Origin of the sequence: Pseudoruminococcus massiliensis (genome assembly GCF_900291955.1) — a bacterium.
GTDB lineage: Bacteria > Bacillota > Clostridia > Oscillospirales > Acutalibacteraceae > Pseudoruminococcus > Pseudoruminococcus massiliensis.
Genome location: NZ_OLMR01000008.1, coordinates 1 through 15,168 on the forward strand (window position 1 = coordinate 1; position 15,168 = coordinate 15,168).

Sequence of the window (15,168 nt, forward strand, 5' to 3'; positions counted from 1 at the left end):
CCAACCGCAGAACTTACTCTTCCTTTGATGAACTGAAACTGAGCATTTTTCAGTATATCAACGGTTTCTACAATTCTTTCAGACCTCATTCTCACAATAACGGCCTCTCTCCTGATCAGGCAGAAATGAATTTTTTGTAAAATTTGCTCTTTTACTTGTCTACTTTATTGACTATGGTCCACACATAGGACTGTCCCGTATTCTGTGCATCTTAAACTCCTTTCATTATACCAGCTCTCTTATTTTAAAGAAATACTGCATAAGTCTTCTGTTTTTCTTATAATTTAAGAATAAACCCTTTACCTGCATTCGCTCACCTCCTCTCAGAATGTGCCCATTCTTACGAATGAAAGAAATACCCTTGCCACCATTGCGAATAGAAGAAGAATTATTCTGGCAAGTCCTAAGACCAGCTTCAAAGCTCCAAGAATTATCCTTAATATCCACTTGAGTATCTCTAAAATCACTGTTCCTACGGCTCCCATAACTCTTCTCATAATAATCAGTCTCCTTTCGACATCCATCCCATTGCAAGACCTGCAACATCTGCATCGTCCATAACATCTTCTGTAAGTTCTTGTGCTTCACTATTGGCTGCCTGCATAATTACCGGCTGACCAACATTCATCCCGGATATCACTCCGCCTAACAGCTTTATTACCTCTTTTCTAGCCTCATTGGTTGCTGCTTCAATGACTTCTTCCTTAATGTCATCAATATCTTCTGACCGGATATATTCAGCCCTCTCTTTTTCCTTCTTCTTGATAACAAAGGTTTCTTTTCCATAATTATCAATGTAAAACTGAATCGCATCTATGATGAACTGATTCTTAGATTTGAAAATCTTTGGATCAAGGTTCTGAATCACATCATTGATTTTCACATGCTGAGGATTGCTCATGTTGAGGCGGACAGAAGTTTTTACTTCATATTCAAGTCTTCTTCCCATCATCTGCCTCCTTATGATAATCGCTTAGTGCTTTTAAGTCCCATCGTGGCAAGCTGTTCATATCCTCTTGCATTTGCCTTTACATCAAGGTTATAGGAAATGTTCTTTGCATCGTGACTGCCAAAATTCTTCATCACAACTGCCCCGCCACCGACAAATACAATCGGTGTAGTCTTTAAGTTATACCCAAACTCACGGATTGAGTTATATACCTTATCAACAAAATCCTCTATCTCTGCCTTGATAATGGCAAAGTATTCATCATCAATATCTGACCTGCCATATCGCATGATGTTCTGTATCTCTGACTCGTCTACCTCTCCGTTAAGCTGTCTTACACACTGCTCATTGATAGAACGCATACAGGTAATAAGACCTTTTGGAATCGTCACACACTTTGATTCATCCGGTGACTTGTTGATTACCGGCATAATGTCGATTGTCCAGCTTCCAATATCTACTATCAGTGTTTTCTTTGCCATAGCAGGAATCTTGTCCACTACTGCTGCATAGCACTGAGGAAATACTGCCACATCATCAATTTCAATATGATATGACTCATTCTCATATTTGAAGCTTACACGCTTATTCTTTGTCAGGTACTTGATAAAATCATTCTTCTCTGCTCCAAATCTTGTAAGTGGAAGTCCTACAGCAAGAAATACCTTTGCCTCTGCAAGACCTCTTCTTTTAAGTTCCTTGGCAACTGCTGCAAGAGTGAGAAGATAAAAGCTGTCATCTTCGACCTTTGTATCCTTTACTTCCTGCCTCACAGCTCCAACCTTATAGAACTTTCCTTCATACTCAAGTACATCGCCGAAAAGTGCCGGAGTTGTTGTAATCTCCTTAACACCTGTGACAAATACCTGAGAGATTGTTTTCATCATTGACCATCCATGATCAATGCCGATTACTTCTAACTTGTTATTCATGTGTTTTGCACATCCTTTCTTCTTAAACAGCCACTTGAACATCTTAACCACCTACTTTCCTATCAGCTTTCGCATACAAGGAAAACAATAACCATTCCCTCGATAATATGGACATCCGACACATTCCGTCGGAAGTTTCTGTTCCTTTTTCTTAGATGGTTTACAACATGTTCCATTGGCACATCTGTTGTTATGTCCCCAGAAGAATCTACAATGCATACAATCTTTTAATTCTCTTTCAAGCTTTTCTTCTGGAGATACAAACCTGCGTTTCTTATGCTTATCTCTTTTTTCAACTGTTCCCACCAGAGCTCTCCTCCCTTCCAAGGAGTGATTGCTCTCTTATCTGTTCCATTGTCCTGTCCGACTCTCCTGCCGTCCTAGCTAACGAATACAATACGATAAGAACAATAATTATTAATGCTATGCTAAATCCCATCACCACTTTATCCTCCTTCAAATTAGTTGCCATATAGACAGAATTTGAATTTGGAAGTGATATAGTCTACATGGCTATGCTTAACGCTAAGCATGTAGGTACACGCCAGTCTTCTAGACTCCTATATCGCCCCGTGTACAAAGAGGTGTTCTCACCTCCGGGAGTTACAGACGAGCCACAAAATGTGTTTCACGACGCCCTTCTGAATTATCAGAAGCACTATCTCCTCTTTTAGCCTTTTGAGGATAAGGACGAACTTCTCGCCCTCTGTGGTTAATTATCCTTACGCAACATGCCTATTCCTTTTACCAGATTTCCATCCAGCTTCTCGCCCTTCATCTTTCAATCCATCAGACTACTAATATGATAGCTGTGACTTTCATCCTCCAGGTACATGCCCCGTAATTTTACTACCTACAGATACTCTGCAGTGCAAACTACTTTGCAAATCTGTAACTGATTATTCAATTGTTATGTCCAATCTCTCTTGGACAATTGATATTCTACAATGCACTTTAATTTTACGGAAGTGACACCACTGGTGTATTTTTACGAATTTTCACCAGTTTTTGGTGTATTTGTCATTTCCTTTAATTTGTTCCATGTATGCTTAGGCAGTTCTCTTGCCGGCTCTCTGAATCGTTCAAGATATTTTTCAAATAATTCCGTATTGATTAATGCTGAATTACCGACTTTATAGACTGCTCCTGCCTCTCTCGCAATTACTATGATTCTAGATTTACTTATCCCATAAATAATCGCTCCTTCCTCTGCATTTACAAATTTTTTCATAAAATCCTTTGTATCTGAATAGCACTTATATGAGTAACTCATTCATCAGTCTCCTTTCACATTTGGCAATGGATGTTTCATTTCTGTTGGCGGTTCTCTGAATTGCTCCATATAATCATCAAAAATTTCCAAATTTATTAATATAGTATTTCCCTTAGCTGTTCCAATCTTATATACAGCACCCGCTGCTCTAGCCATTTCAATAAATCTATGATGCCCTATGCTATATGTCATTGAAGCTTCCCCAATTCTTACAAACTTCTTTTCTACGATTTTGTTTGAACTAGGCACTCTTGCAAAATGTTTCATAAATTTCATCAACCTTTCCTTATGTACTAATATAATCTTTGCAAGCTGATATCTTGCTCCAGCAGCTAATGCTATATCCATTGCCTCATCTCGTGTTACATCTAATAAAGCCATTACTTCATCAATACGAATAAATCTTGGTTTTACAATTTCTTTTCTATAGGCACTAACTGAACCACTCAATGTATTTACCATAACATCACCTACTTATAAAACTCAGAATCTGTAATATGAAAAGTTTCAAGATACTTATCCAATATTTCTGTATTAACAAGTACAAGCTGACCAATCTTATAACAAGCCTTGGCATCCTTAGCCACTTCTTGAAATTTTGTCATTCCCATACTGTACATCTTTGCACCATCTGAATATCTTACAAACTTTTTTGCATCCTCATATCTATCTTTTTTCTTTGATTCATCCATTGCTGTGCTCCTTTCACTTTGACTTCATAACAAATGACGTATTTTCTCCATAACGCAAAAAAGAGGACATCTTCTAAATTTCTTTAGAAAATGTCCTCTTAGTAGTTCATATTCGATTGAGTCTTATTCTTTTCAGATTGTGTACTCTTTCATACTGATGTAAATGACTATGCCAAAATACGTCTTTTAATGCGTCCTTTGACGTACTCAAATGCCTCAATCCCGCATAAACACTAGGTTTATTTATCCAAGCTCTTCATTGTCGGGAAAAGAAGTACATCTCTGATTGCAGGAGCATTTGTAAGAAGCATACACATACGGTCAATACCGAAACCGATACCGCCTGTTGGTGGCATACCGATTTCAAGGGCATTAAGGAAATCCTCATCTGTGTGATTAGCCTCTTCATCGCCTTGTGCGAGAAGTTCTTCCTGTGCTTTGAATCTTGCTCTCTGGTCAATCGGGTCATTAAGCTCAGAATATGCATTAGCCATTTCCCAACCATTCATAAAGAACTCGAAACGCTCAACATATTCAGGATTTTCTGGCTTCTTCTTTGTAAGAGGAGAAATCTCAATAGGATGATCCATAAGGAATGTAGGCTGAATAAGATGTTCTTCTACGAAAGCTTCAAAGAATAGGTTGAGAATATCGCCCTTCTTATGTCTTTCTTCGTATTCAACGCCTTTTTCCTTAGCAACAGCTCTTGCCTCTTCAAGAGTATGTATTTCGTTAAAATCAACGCCTGCATACTTCTTAACAGCATCAACCATTGTAATTCTCTCAAACGGCTTTCCTAAATCCATTTCTATGCCATTATATACGATAGTTGTTGTACCAAGAACCTCTTGTGCAACATGGCGATAGAGATTCTCTGTCAAATCCATCATACCGTGATAATCTGTATATGCTTGATAAAGCTCCATAAGAGTAAATTCAGGGTTATGTCTTGTATCAAGTCCTTCGTTACGGAATACTCGACCAATTTCATAAACCTTTTCAAGTCCACCAACTATCAATCTCTTAAGGTAAAGCTCAAGAGAAATTCTAAGCTTTAAGTCCTCATCAAGAGCATTGAAGTGTGTTTCAAATGGTCTTGCAGATGCACCACCAGCATTTGAAACGAGCATAGGAGTTTCAACCTCCATAAAGCCCTGTGAATCAAGATACTTACGAATTGTGCTGATAATCTTAGAACGCTTGATAAAGGTATCCTTTACCTCTGGGTTCATAATAAGGTCAACATAACGCTGACGATAACGAAGGTCAGTATTTGTAAGACCGTGATACTTTTCTGGAAGTGGCTTAAGTGACTTTGAAAGAAGCTTAACCTCTTTTGCATGAACTGAAATTTCACCCATCTGGGTTTTGAAAACAAAGCCCTTAATCTCAACTATATCACCAATATCCCACTTTTTGAGGAAGCCGTATTCTTCTTCGCCGAGGTCATCAAACTTTGCAAAAATCTGAATTTTGCCTGAGCGGTCCCAAAGGTCCATAAACGAAACCTTACCCTTGCCTCTTTTTGAAAGCAAACGACCTGCAACACAAACATCTTTGTTTTCGTATTCTTCAAAATTATTTTTTATTGTTTCTGTAAGAATATCACGGTCACTTGTTGTAATTACAAACGGATCTCTGCCTGCTTCCTTGAGAGCGTCAAGCTTTTCATATCTAACCTTGATAACATCGCTTGAGTTGCTCTGCTGTGGCTTTTGTTCCATTTCAATCATTCCTCTTTTCTTAAACATCAATAAATCTGACAGAACTGTAAAATCAGAATCAGTCAGTAAAAATTCTTAATTATAAAATTATTTTCTTATCTCAAGAATTTCAAACTTAACTTCTCCGTTTGGAGTTTCAACCTCTACAACATCACCGATAGCGTGTCCGAGAAGTGCCATACCAACAGGAGATTCATCAGAAAGCTTACCATTGAATGGGTCAGCTTCGCTTGCACCAACTATCTGATAGTCAACATCTTCATCAAAATCATAGTCATGTACCTTTATTTTAGAACCAACATGAACCATTTCATTTGTAAGCTCACTTGAGTCGATAACCTTTACATTCTTGAGCATAGCCTCAAGCTCTTGAATTCTGGATTCGTTAATACCTTGCTCATCTTTAGCTGCATCATACTCGGCATTTTCAGAAAGGTCACCCTGTGCACGAGCCTCTTTAAGTTTTTCTGCTATTTCTTTACGCTTAACGGTTTTGAGAAATTCAAGCTCTTCCTCATAATTTCTAAGTCCTTCATCTGTCAAAATAACCTGTTTCTGCATAGTGTGAAATCAGTCCTTTCAAAATTCACTAATACTTATTATTATATAAAAGCGTTGATTATATGTCAAGAAATTAGAATTGAAAAAGATTTATTTAGTTCGCTATTTTCTTGCTATAAAGAAAAAACTCGGAAATTTGAAAATTATCTCTTCATTTTGTTCGAGATAAGCTTTGATAACTTTCTTAAGAATATCGTTCTCAAATTCAAACTTATCATTTTCATCGATAGCACTGGATGATTATATTAAAAATGATGAAAGATTGTCTGAAAAAAATAAAGAATTAAATCCATTAGAATGGACAAAGTTAATGAATAATTACAAGAATATGGCTGAAGAAATTGTCTTAAATGAATATGTTTTTGTGTAAATAATCTTTAAAAAAGAGGAAAAAATTATCAAAATAATTTAATCCTCTTTTTATATTTTTTAGACTGTGGGAGTAAAAGTAGTGTCTAGCCAGCACTGAATTTATACTCCCGCATAAATTCTACTATGGGAATTCCCATACCCTTTTTTTATTTATAAACTTAAATTTCCAGAAATATTTTTTAGTTGCCCATTGTTATCAAATTCTACTGTTAAAATAGAATTTTCATTAAATTTAGCAATGATACTATTGTTATCATCACTATATTCAATTTCATTTTCACATAGTAATGCTTTTACCATCAATTTATGATTGACATTAAATGTTGATATTATTTCCATAACTCGTGATGAAAACTCAACAGAATTCATTTTCTTAAATATACTTTCAGGTAGTTGTTTTACAAACATATAAATAGAAGTATTACCTGACCCACAAAAATAAGCGACATTTTCAGGGGCAAAAGCTATATATATCATAGATAAATTATATCCATTTATATCACCATTTAAAGGTATTTTTCCCTCAGTTAATTCTTGTAAATTTAGTGATTGCATAGTTTTTCTTGTATTAATCATTAAATTTACATATTCATCAGGAATTACACTTTCTAATTCTGAAGAATACCAATAATTATCAGAAGTGCTTGTAGTTCCAATATATTGAACATTGAATGATTTTTCATCTAGTTTTAAAATTCCTTCTTTAACGTTAGTATCCCAATGATTATATTTTCCGATATAATCTATAAATCTACTTTGAAATAGATATGACTTTCCAATACAAATAGAAAATATATTCTTATAATTTAAACCATCTGTATTCAATAAGCTTAAAGTTTCTTTTTTTAACATATTTAGTCCTCCTCTTTTTAATTATTATACCATATTCTATCACTATTTTATATACTCCCATTGAAATTTAATGAAATTTCTTATATAATATTTTAGAAAGAGAGTGTTATGTTCGTAAGCTGTAGCTCAATCGCTCTAAAACAAATACAGCTCACAAGCTATTATAAGCTCGTGAGCTGTTAATTTTTTCATCAATTTATATACTTACATTACAAAATGGTCAATAAAGTCAAGTCCTGTAATTCTCCATAATATATTATATTTAGATATATAGAGGCGATTTAATTATAACAAAAAAGTATGACTGCACTAATTGATGCATTATGTAAGCTTTCTTTTTGTTGTAGTTTATCAACCGTAGTGTACAGGTGCTTTGTTTGTCGGCTGAACATCTTTAGGACCATTCTCTATATCATCAGGAATTGCAAGCTGATATGCAGATTCACCATGGTAATCATATGTTGAACGCCAAACTCTTTCTCTTTTGATTTCCTTACCATTTTTAAAGTAAACTCTTGCACTATATGTGCTATACTTTGAACCTGTATTCTCAACACACCATGCAATTGGAACTATCTCATCATATGCCGTTGGCTTTTCTCCATAAATTTCTACCATAAGCTCAGGATAACCATCGCCATTATTATCATACATATATGTTGCCATATACATTGCATATGCAGATGTATTCTTCATTTTGAGGTCAATATTTCCATAGTCAATAGTAGCATCAAGACCTACTGGAACATATGTTGAAGCGTATTGGTGTGGCAAACGCTCAACTATCTCCATATTTGCACGAAGCCCTGCATTATAGATTGTAGTAGCAGCCTGACAAATACCACCACCATACTGAGGCTCATAGCTGCCATTTACGATTGCCGAGGATTTAACATATCCAAGTTCACCTGTTGTTGTATCGCCTGTGCTTTTATTGAATGACCATGTTGCACCAGGTTTGATAACTGAGCCATTAATCGCTTCCATAGCAAGCTGCATATTATGGTTTGAAGCCCATACATTTGTAGATGTTGTTTCAAATGATGTAATAAGCTCTGTCTTTGTCTTTATTGTCTTTAAATCTACTTTAAAAGGAACATCAGAAAGTGAAACATTGATTGTGCCTGTCTTATTGCTTGTAGCCATTATAGTATTTAACTGCTTTATAGCACCATCTTTGTCAAGCTCTTTTCCAACTGTACCATCTTCATAAGTGAATTTTTTATTTGCAGTTGGGTCAAATTTTTTAACATGAGCATCGATTGCTTTTATATTAACCTTTTTAGCAATTTTATCAGCAACAAGGTCGATAGCATTATCACTCAATTTAGCTGTAAGTGGAAAATCCGTTACACCAGCTTCATTTTTGTTATGAGCAGCTGATGGATTATCAAGCTCACCTCTGCTGAAATGATATGCATCAATCAAAACATCAGCGGTATTATACTCATATGTGAAATCATCCTGAGTAAGATTAAAGCTTTTTTTGCCATTCTTAACTGTAATATTTATATTATCCCTTACTGATTTTTCTGCATCAGCAAGAGCTTTATATGCGTTGCTTAATGTCATTCCAGAAACATTAACGCCCTGAACAGTAACATTCTTACCAAAAACAATAGAATCTGTATTTATTTTCTTTACATCAATATCTGTTAAACTCTCTGAAGATACTGTTGAAACTACTGCTGGAACACTATCGCCAGAATTATTATTTTTTATCAAAGAAGCAATGCCTACACAAATTCCTGCTACTGCTACAACTGAAATAACACTAATTATAATAGCCTTAGTCTTCTTCGAGCTTTTAGGATTTTCTGGTGCTGAGGTTCTATAACTCGCACGCTTGTAGCTTCCTCTCTGATTGGAAGCCTTTCTCGAGCTTGATGCACTCGCAAAAACAGTTGAAGAACCACTATTCTCTTTATGAGGAGTGGTAGCGAAAACGACTTCGCCTTTGTTTTCGTCTGAGCTTTGAGCTTTAGTTTCTTTTTCTAATTCCTTATCTATATCGCCCATAGCACATACCTCCCTATCTTTATAGAATAATAATAACTCTTTTTCTCAAACTTGTAAAGTAACACTTTTTTTATTATTTAGGAATTTTCTTATGAATTTATTGGCAATTTTAGTTTTTCTTTTGTTAAAAAATTAAAAGACCAATTTTTTTAAATATAATTGATAGATTTACCTTTTTCAACAGACTTTAATTTATTGATTTTAGACAGCAATATTCATACAAAGCTGTAATTTTTGGGGATTGCAAATTTTTTGTTAAAATTACAACTGGTGTTGTTTTTGAAATTTTTATGCTATAATATTGTTAAAGCTTTACTTTGAAAAATTAAAAAACAACTTTGAGGTGACTTATGCAAATGTATGATAACATAGAAAGACCACAGCGTGCAATACTGATTAGTATAGATACTGGAGATTATGATGCGGAGGCATCTCTTGAAGAACTCAAGGAACTTATGAGGAGTGCTGGAGGTGAAACTATTGCTACTGTTTCTCAAAAAAGGGATAAACCAGATAGTGCAACCTGCTTAGGTTCTGGCAGGCTTCTCGAAGTCAAGGAATTTGCACAGGCTAATGATATAGACCTACTTGTTTTTGACTGCGAGCTTACTCCTACACAAATAAGAAACCTCGAGGCTGAAACTGACATTCGCACAATAGATAGAACTATGCTTATTCTTGATATTTTTGCACTTCACGCAAAAACTAATGAAGGTAAGCTACAGGTTGAACTTGCACAGCTTAAATATCTTATGCCAAGACTTACTGGCAAAGGTCGTGAGATGTCAAGGCTTGGTGGTGGTATAGGAACTCGTGGTCCTGGTGAATCTAAGCTTGAAACAGACCGCCGTCATATTCGCAGAAGAATTGAAACCTTAAAAGAGGAACTTTCTCATATCACTGACAGACGAAATCAACTTCGTTCAAGACGCAGTAAAGACGGTATAATTACAGTTGCAATAGTTGGATATACAAATGCTGGAAAATCTACACTTATGAATACGCTTACTCAGGCTGGTGTGCTTTCTGAGGATAAGCTTTTCGCAACACTTGACCCTACTTCCCGTTCTCTGAAATTACCGAACGGCGTTTCTGTTATGATGATTGATACTGTTGGTCTTGTAAGACGCTTGCCACACCATCTTGTCGAAGCCTTTAAATCTACGCTTGAGGAAGCCGCTCTTGCAGATATAATTGTGAATGTTTGTGATGCTACAAGTGAGGAATATCAACTTCACCTTGATGTTACAACCTCACTTCTACATGACCTTGGCTGCGAAAACAGTCCTATTATTACAGCTTTTAACAAATGCGATTTACTTTCGCCTGATGATATTCCTCATAATTCAGGAAGTGTTCTTATAAGTGCTAAAACAGGCAATGGTATTGATAAGCTTTTAGAGGCTATTGAAGAAAATCTTCCTGTTCAAATTAAGCGTTTTAATATGTTATTGCCATTTCAGAAAGCTAATCTTATAGCACCTCTTCGTTATATGGGTGCTTTAATCAGTGAAGAATATACTGCTGATGGAATACTTGTAACTGCTAATATAGAGAAGCCCAAATGGCATATATATGAACCATATGAAATTTGATAATTATTAGTATATTGACCGCTTGTCAGGAAAACCTCACAAGGAGTATCTGAAATATAAATCTTATCTTTGATATAAGTCATTATTGTGCAATTATCATTACGAAAATTGTGTGTTAGTGTTGACATAATATCCTGATAGGCTTATAATATTATGTGGTATATTCTGACAATATTCAGCAAATTTCATATGCAAGGTGTAAGGGTGTTATTTTATGAGAATTTTTAATTCAAGAGATAATGAATGTAAATCTCCGTTCGGTTCTGTTCGTGAGGGAGAAAATATTCATTTTAAGATTACTATTCCAAGATATTTAGGTTGTTCAAGTGCTATTCTTGCTTTAAAAGATGACCTTTCGGGTGATACTGTTTCTTATAGTATGTTTTGGTGCGGAATGCCTGATGAAAACAATGAGCAGTGGGAGCTTGACCTTTCAAATATAAGCACAGGGCTTTATTGGTATCATTTTAGCCTTGATACAAAACAAGGCAGAAAATATATTATGCGTGGCTGGGGTGGCGAGGGCTACTTTTCTCATACAAATAACGACCCAAGATACCAGCTTTTATGCTATGATAAAGATTTCCAAACCCCATCATGGCTACCTGGTGGAATTATGTATCAGATTTTCCCTGATAGATTTTATTTTTCAGGAGAAAAAAAGGAGGGTATTTATCCTGATAAAAAGCTCCATGATGAATGGTATAAAATTCCTGATTGGCGTCCTGATGAGAACGGAATCGTTACAAACTCAGATTTCTTTCAAGGCGACCTCAAGGGAATTACAGAAAAGCTTGATTACCTTCAAGAGCTTGGTGTAAACTGCATATATCTTAATCCTATTTTTGAGGCTTATTCAAATCACCGCTATGATACAGGCGACTATGAAAAAATTGACCCCGTTCTTGGCACAGAAGAAGATTTCAAGGAGCTTTGCAGTGAGGCTAAAAAGCGTGGTATGTATATTATAAATGACGGCGTTTTTAGCCATACTGGCAGTGACAGTAAGTATTTTAACCGTCAGGGTCGTTATCCTCAGAATGGTGCTTATAATTCAAAAAATTCACCATATTATACTTGGTATAAATTTATGGATTGGCCGAATATTTATCATTCTTGGTGGGGCTTTGACACTTTACCAGAAGTTGAAGAGCTGTCATATTCCTTTGATAGATATATCAACGGTGAGAATGGTATTATAAGAAAATGGATGAAATGCGGAAACTCAGGTTGGCGACTTGATGTTGCAGATGAACTTCCTGACCCATTTATTCAGCATATTCGTGAGGCTATAAAGGCTGAAAATCCAGACGCACTTCTTTTGGGTGAGGTTTGGGAAGATGCCTCTATAAAGGAAAGCTACAGCAGTCGCAGACGCTTCCTCTATGGAAAACAGCTTGACAGCGTTATGAATTATCCTTTCAGAGATGCTATTCTTGGTTTCCTTGATTGCGGTGATGGCAGAGATATGGTAGAAATGATTACCTGTATCCTTGAAAATTATCCTCGTCCTGTCATTCGTTGCCTTATGAACCTTCTTGGAACACACGATACTGAAAGAGTTATAACACTTCTTGCTGGTGAAAGACAAAACGGCAGAGGTCGTGAATGGCAAGCTAATACTTCACTCACACCTTCTCAGCGTGAATATGGCTTAAAGAGAATGCGTCTTGCAAGCGGTATTCAATTTACACTTCCTGGTGTGCCTTGCATTTATTATGGCGATGAAGCGGGTGTTGAGGGCTATAAAGACCCATTTAACAGAGCACCTTTCCCATGGGGCAAGGAAGATAAAGGCTTAACTGAATGGTATAAGCAACTCGCAAAGCTCCGTTCATATTGTTCTTGCCTTAAAGATGGTGATTTTAAGGAATTTGGTTCTTATGAGAGAACTATGGGTTATATCCGCTATGATGATACAGATGAACTTCTCTGTGTTTTCAATGCTGCTACCTTCCCTATCGACTTTATTGTACCAAAAGAATTTGAAGATGGTGAGGCTCTTCTTGGTACAATTCTTAATGGCAGAGATTTAGAGATTCCTGCAAATTCTTGTGCATTTGTTAAGATTTCAGCAGATAAAAAGCATATTTTAGAAGAAGCCGAAAATAAAGAGGTAATTCCTGAACCTGCTGATTAAAAAATTAATGCTGAACAATTTATATAATTGTTCAGCATTAATTTTTGAAATAAAATATTTAAATAAAAAATACGAATTGGATTTAAGAAGATGTTTGATATATCTCAAATGAATAAAGGTGGAAAGTTTGTAAAATCTATGGTTTATTCAGATAGAACAGTACAGATTCTTTCACAGTTGTTAGAAGTATAGTAAAAAGTGCTTAAAATAAGGAAATGCTACGCAAAGTAGCAGAAAAAACTGAAATGTAATTCATAATTGCTTGTAATGCGAACTATACTTTCCTATAATGAGCATATCAAAAACAAGGAGGTCATGAACATGACATTTGCAGAAAAATTAAAATCAATTCGTAAGCAGGCAGGAATGTCGCAAGAAAAGTTGGCAGAAAAGCTCGGTGTATCAAGGCAGGCAGTTACGAAATGGGAAACAGATGCAGGCATCCCTGATATTGAAAATATTATGGCAATCTCTGCACTGTTTGACCTTTCCATTGACGAACTACTCTCTAATGAAAAGGGAACGAAAAAACCGACAAAATATCTTTTTGAGAGTGTTACAGAGTACGATATTGACGAACCGAAACGCTATGATATGAAGTTTGGAGGAGCAAAGCAATTTCTATTGTCGGGCTATGAGGGCGAGAAAATCCGTGTCCGTCTGGTATCCAATACTCTCTCCACGCTCTTAAGCGATTTCAAGGTAAAGATTGATGATATTCGGAAACGGATTGATGTAGATGTAAATCGCAGAAATGGTGTATCCGAAGCAACAGCAAAAGAGGAAGTTAGTATCATTGTCCAAATCCCATCGCCATATATCGACAAAATAGAATGTGCAGTCAATGCAGAAACTGTAGAAATTCGTTCTTTGGAATGTGACAGCATAGAGCTTAATGTAAAGACCCCGAACATTGTTTTAGAGGATATTTTTGGAACAGTAGAGGTAGACTGTAACCTTGATATGGATGTTGTCTGCCATTCTTTAAATGGTGAAATAGCAATCAACCAAATATCAGCAACTTCAAAAATCCATATTCCAAAGGATGCTGTATTTACTGCCATTACAAAAGGAATAGGAACAAACATTTCCTATGAGAAAGATGGAAGGCAAGTAGAACGATTTGATACACCTGATGCAAATAATGCCATTGAACTAAACGGAATTAAGAGTGAACTTATTATATGCACAGACAGTGAAAGTAACTGATGATATGAAAACAAATTATTTAAAGAGATATATCATCAGTTCATATATTCTCGTATGGATGCTCATTATTTTTGTGGCAGGCTCAGCAAGCCTTGTTTTTCATGCACCATCAGTCATTATGTGGGTTATCCGCAATCTTATCGCATGGTCTCCGACCTATCTGATTCTAATTGGCTGGAAATATTTCAGACCCAATGAAACAAGGACAGCTTTTATAAAACGGTGCTTTTTTGGAAAAGTCAAGCCATTCCTACTACTATTTTCCTTTACTTTAACTTTTGGAATCAGCGTATTGGCTTTGTTTATATTTTCCATTATGACTGGTAAATCAATGCTATCTTACATCAATCTAGGAACGATATCATTGCCACTCAGTATCTTTCTCTCACTAACTTCAGGACCGACAGGAGAAGAATTGGGATGGCGTGGTTTTATGCGAGAAGAATTCAACAGAAAGTATGGTTTTCTTAAATCCTCTGTCTACCAAGGCTTGGTATGGTGTTTCTGGCATACACTATTATGGATAGTAGATTCAGAGTTTACTGACTGGAGAGCAATTCCTTATATAATTTCCAATATTGTTGTCATTACATCCATTACCGTGTTGATGAATATTTTTTTGGAGCGACATAATAATCTGCTCTACTCAGTATCTTTACACTTTGGCTTTAATATTATTTATGTGTTTTTGGATGCTGACATAGGATTCTTTATAATTTTAACTGTTCTTTATTTGATAATCACACCGATTGCTGTGTTGATTAGAAATAAGTTCATTAAAAATAATTGAATTGGAATGTTTTAATTAACAAGGTAACAAATTCTAACTTTATAGAAAAGCTCTTTTAGA

At 35.7% G+C, this 15,168-nt stretch carries 18 protein-coding genes; 6 read left to right on the forward strand and 12 right to left on the reverse strand.

The features are described from left to right. Positions 1–140: IS3 family transposase (locus tag C9914_RS09560; RefSeq protein WP_158707287.1), on the forward strand; the 140-nt coding region annotated here is incomplete at its 5' end. 183 nt (positions 141–323) lie between these two features. On the opposite strand, the gene C9914_RS09565 is transcribed toward C9914_RS09560, so the two are convergent. The 10 genes from C9914_RS09565 to greA all read right to left on the reverse strand — a co-directional run bounded on the left by C9914_RS09565 (position 324) and on the right by greA (position 6,131). Continuing rightward, complete coding sequence (locus tag C9914_RS09565; RefSeq protein ID WP_172622380.1) at positions 324–497, reverse strand: hypothetical protein; 174 nt, start codon at positions 495–497, stop codon at positions 324–326. Between the two features lie 5 nt (positions 498–502). Beyond that, positions 503–949: an ATP-binding protein gene (locus C9914_RS09570; protein WP_226801078.1), complete on the reverse strand. Its 447-nt coding sequence runs from the start codon at positions 947–949 to the stop codon at positions 503–505. Between the two features lie 11 nt (positions 950–960). Further along, entirely contained in the window at positions 961–1,881 is a 921-nt protein-coding gene (locus tag C9914_RS09575; RefSeq protein ID WP_077327778.1) for a ParM/StbA family protein, read from the reverse strand. A gap of 51 nt (positions 1,882–1,932) precedes the next feature. Next, the gene (locus tag C9914_RS09580; RefSeq protein ID WP_077326156.1) at positions 1,933–2,187 is read right to left on the reverse strand and encodes a hypothetical protein; all 255 of its coding nucleotides are present in this window, start codon (positions 2,185–2,187) and stop codon (positions 1,933–1,935) included. Further along, a complete protein-coding gene (locus C9914_RS09585; protein ID WP_227081570.1) occupies positions 2,174–2,323 on the reverse strand; it encodes a hypothetical protein in 150 nt (49 codons plus the stop codon). The genes C9914_RS09580 and C9914_RS09585 overlap by 14 nt, the downstream gene beginning before the upstream one ends. Before the next feature lie 546 nt (positions 2,324–2,869). Beyond that, complete coding sequence (locus C9914_RS09590; protein WP_005340582.1) at positions 2,870–3,154, reverse strand: DUF6462 family protein; 285 nt, start codon at positions 3,152–3,154, stop codon at positions 2,870–2,872. 3 nt (positions 3,155–3,157) lie between these two features. Continuing rightward, a complete protein-coding gene (locus C9914_RS09595) occupies positions 3,158–3,616 on the reverse strand; it encodes a DUF6462 family protein (RefSeq protein WP_008395356.1) in 459 nt (152 codons plus the stop codon). A gap of 8 nt (positions 3,617–3,624) precedes the next feature. Further along, positions 3,625–3,846, reverse strand: coding sequence for a DUF6462 family protein (locus tag C9914_RS09600; protein ID WP_008395358.1), 222 nt, complete (start codon positions 3,844–3,846; stop codon positions 3,625–3,627). Between the two features lie 239 nt (positions 3,847–4,085). After that, a complete protein-coding gene (lysS, locus tag C9914_RS09605) occupies positions 4,086–5,597 on the reverse strand; it encodes a lysine--tRNA ligase (RefSeq protein ID WP_408003196.1) in 1,512 nt (503 codons plus the stop codon). Between the two features lie 60 nt (positions 5,598–5,657). Further along, positions 5,658–6,131: a transcription elongation factor GreA gene (gene greA / locus C9914_RS09610; RefSeq protein WP_022263786.1), complete on the reverse strand. Its 474-nt coding sequence runs from the start codon at positions 6,129–6,131 to the stop codon at positions 5,658–5,660. 172 nt (positions 6,132–6,303) lie between these two features. Here greA and C9914_RS12030 point away from each other — a divergent pair, with 172 nt between their 5' ends. Then, positions 6,304–6,501: a TnpV protein gene (locus tag C9914_RS12030; RefSeq protein WP_106765057.1), complete on the forward strand. Its 198-nt coding sequence runs from the start codon at positions 6,304–6,306 to the stop codon at positions 6,499–6,501. A 152-nt stretch (positions 6,502–6,653) separates the two neighbouring features. Here the strand turns inward: C9914_RS12030 and C9914_RS09620 are convergent, their stop codons facing one another. Together C9914_RS09620 and C9914_RS09625 are read right to left on the reverse strand one after the other, a co-directional pair. Then, positions 6,654–7,355 carry a DUF6882 domain-containing protein gene (locus C9914_RS09620; RefSeq protein ID WP_106765059.1) on the reverse strand — a complete coding sequence of 234 codons (702 nt, stop codon included), beginning with the start codon at positions 7,353–7,355 and terminating at the stop codon, positions 6,654–6,656. Between the two features lie 351 nt (positions 7,356–7,706). Next, positions 7,707–9,374: a VanW family protein gene (locus C9914_RS09625; protein WP_106765061.1), complete on the reverse strand. Its 1,668-nt coding sequence runs from the start codon at positions 9,372–9,374 to the stop codon at positions 7,707–7,709. A gap of 350 nt (positions 9,375–9,724) precedes the next feature. On the opposite strand from C9914_RS09625, the gene hflX reads away from it, so the two are divergent. The 4 genes from hflX to C9914_RS09645 all read left to right on the forward strand — a co-directional run bounded on the left by hflX (position 9,725) and on the right by C9914_RS09645 (position 15,108). Beyond that, the gene (gene hflX, locus C9914_RS09630) at positions 9,725–10,969 is read left to right on the forward strand and encodes a GTPase HflX (protein WP_106765063.1); all 1,245 of its coding nucleotides are present in this window, start codon (positions 9,725–9,727) and stop codon (positions 10,967–10,969) included. Positions 10,970–11,183: 214 nt separating this feature from the next. Next, positions 11,184–13,109, forward strand: a complete 1,926-nt coding sequence (locus C9914_RS09635) for a glycoside hydrolase family 13 protein (protein ID WP_242972106.1) — start codon at positions 11,184–11,186, stop codon at positions 13,107–13,109. A gap of 321 nt (positions 13,110–13,430) precedes the next feature. After that, positions 13,431–14,318: a helix-turn-helix transcriptional regulator gene (locus C9914_RS09640; protein WP_106765065.1), complete on the forward strand. Its 888-nt coding sequence runs from the start codon at positions 13,431–13,433 to the stop codon at positions 14,316–14,318. 73 nt (positions 14,319–14,391) lie between these two features. Continuing rightward, positions 14,392–15,108: a CPBP family intramembrane glutamic endopeptidase gene (locus C9914_RS09645; protein ID WP_242972107.1), complete on the forward strand. Its 717-nt coding sequence runs from the start codon at positions 14,392–14,394 to the stop codon at positions 15,106–15,108. Positions 15,109–15,168: the final 60 nt, after the last annotated feature.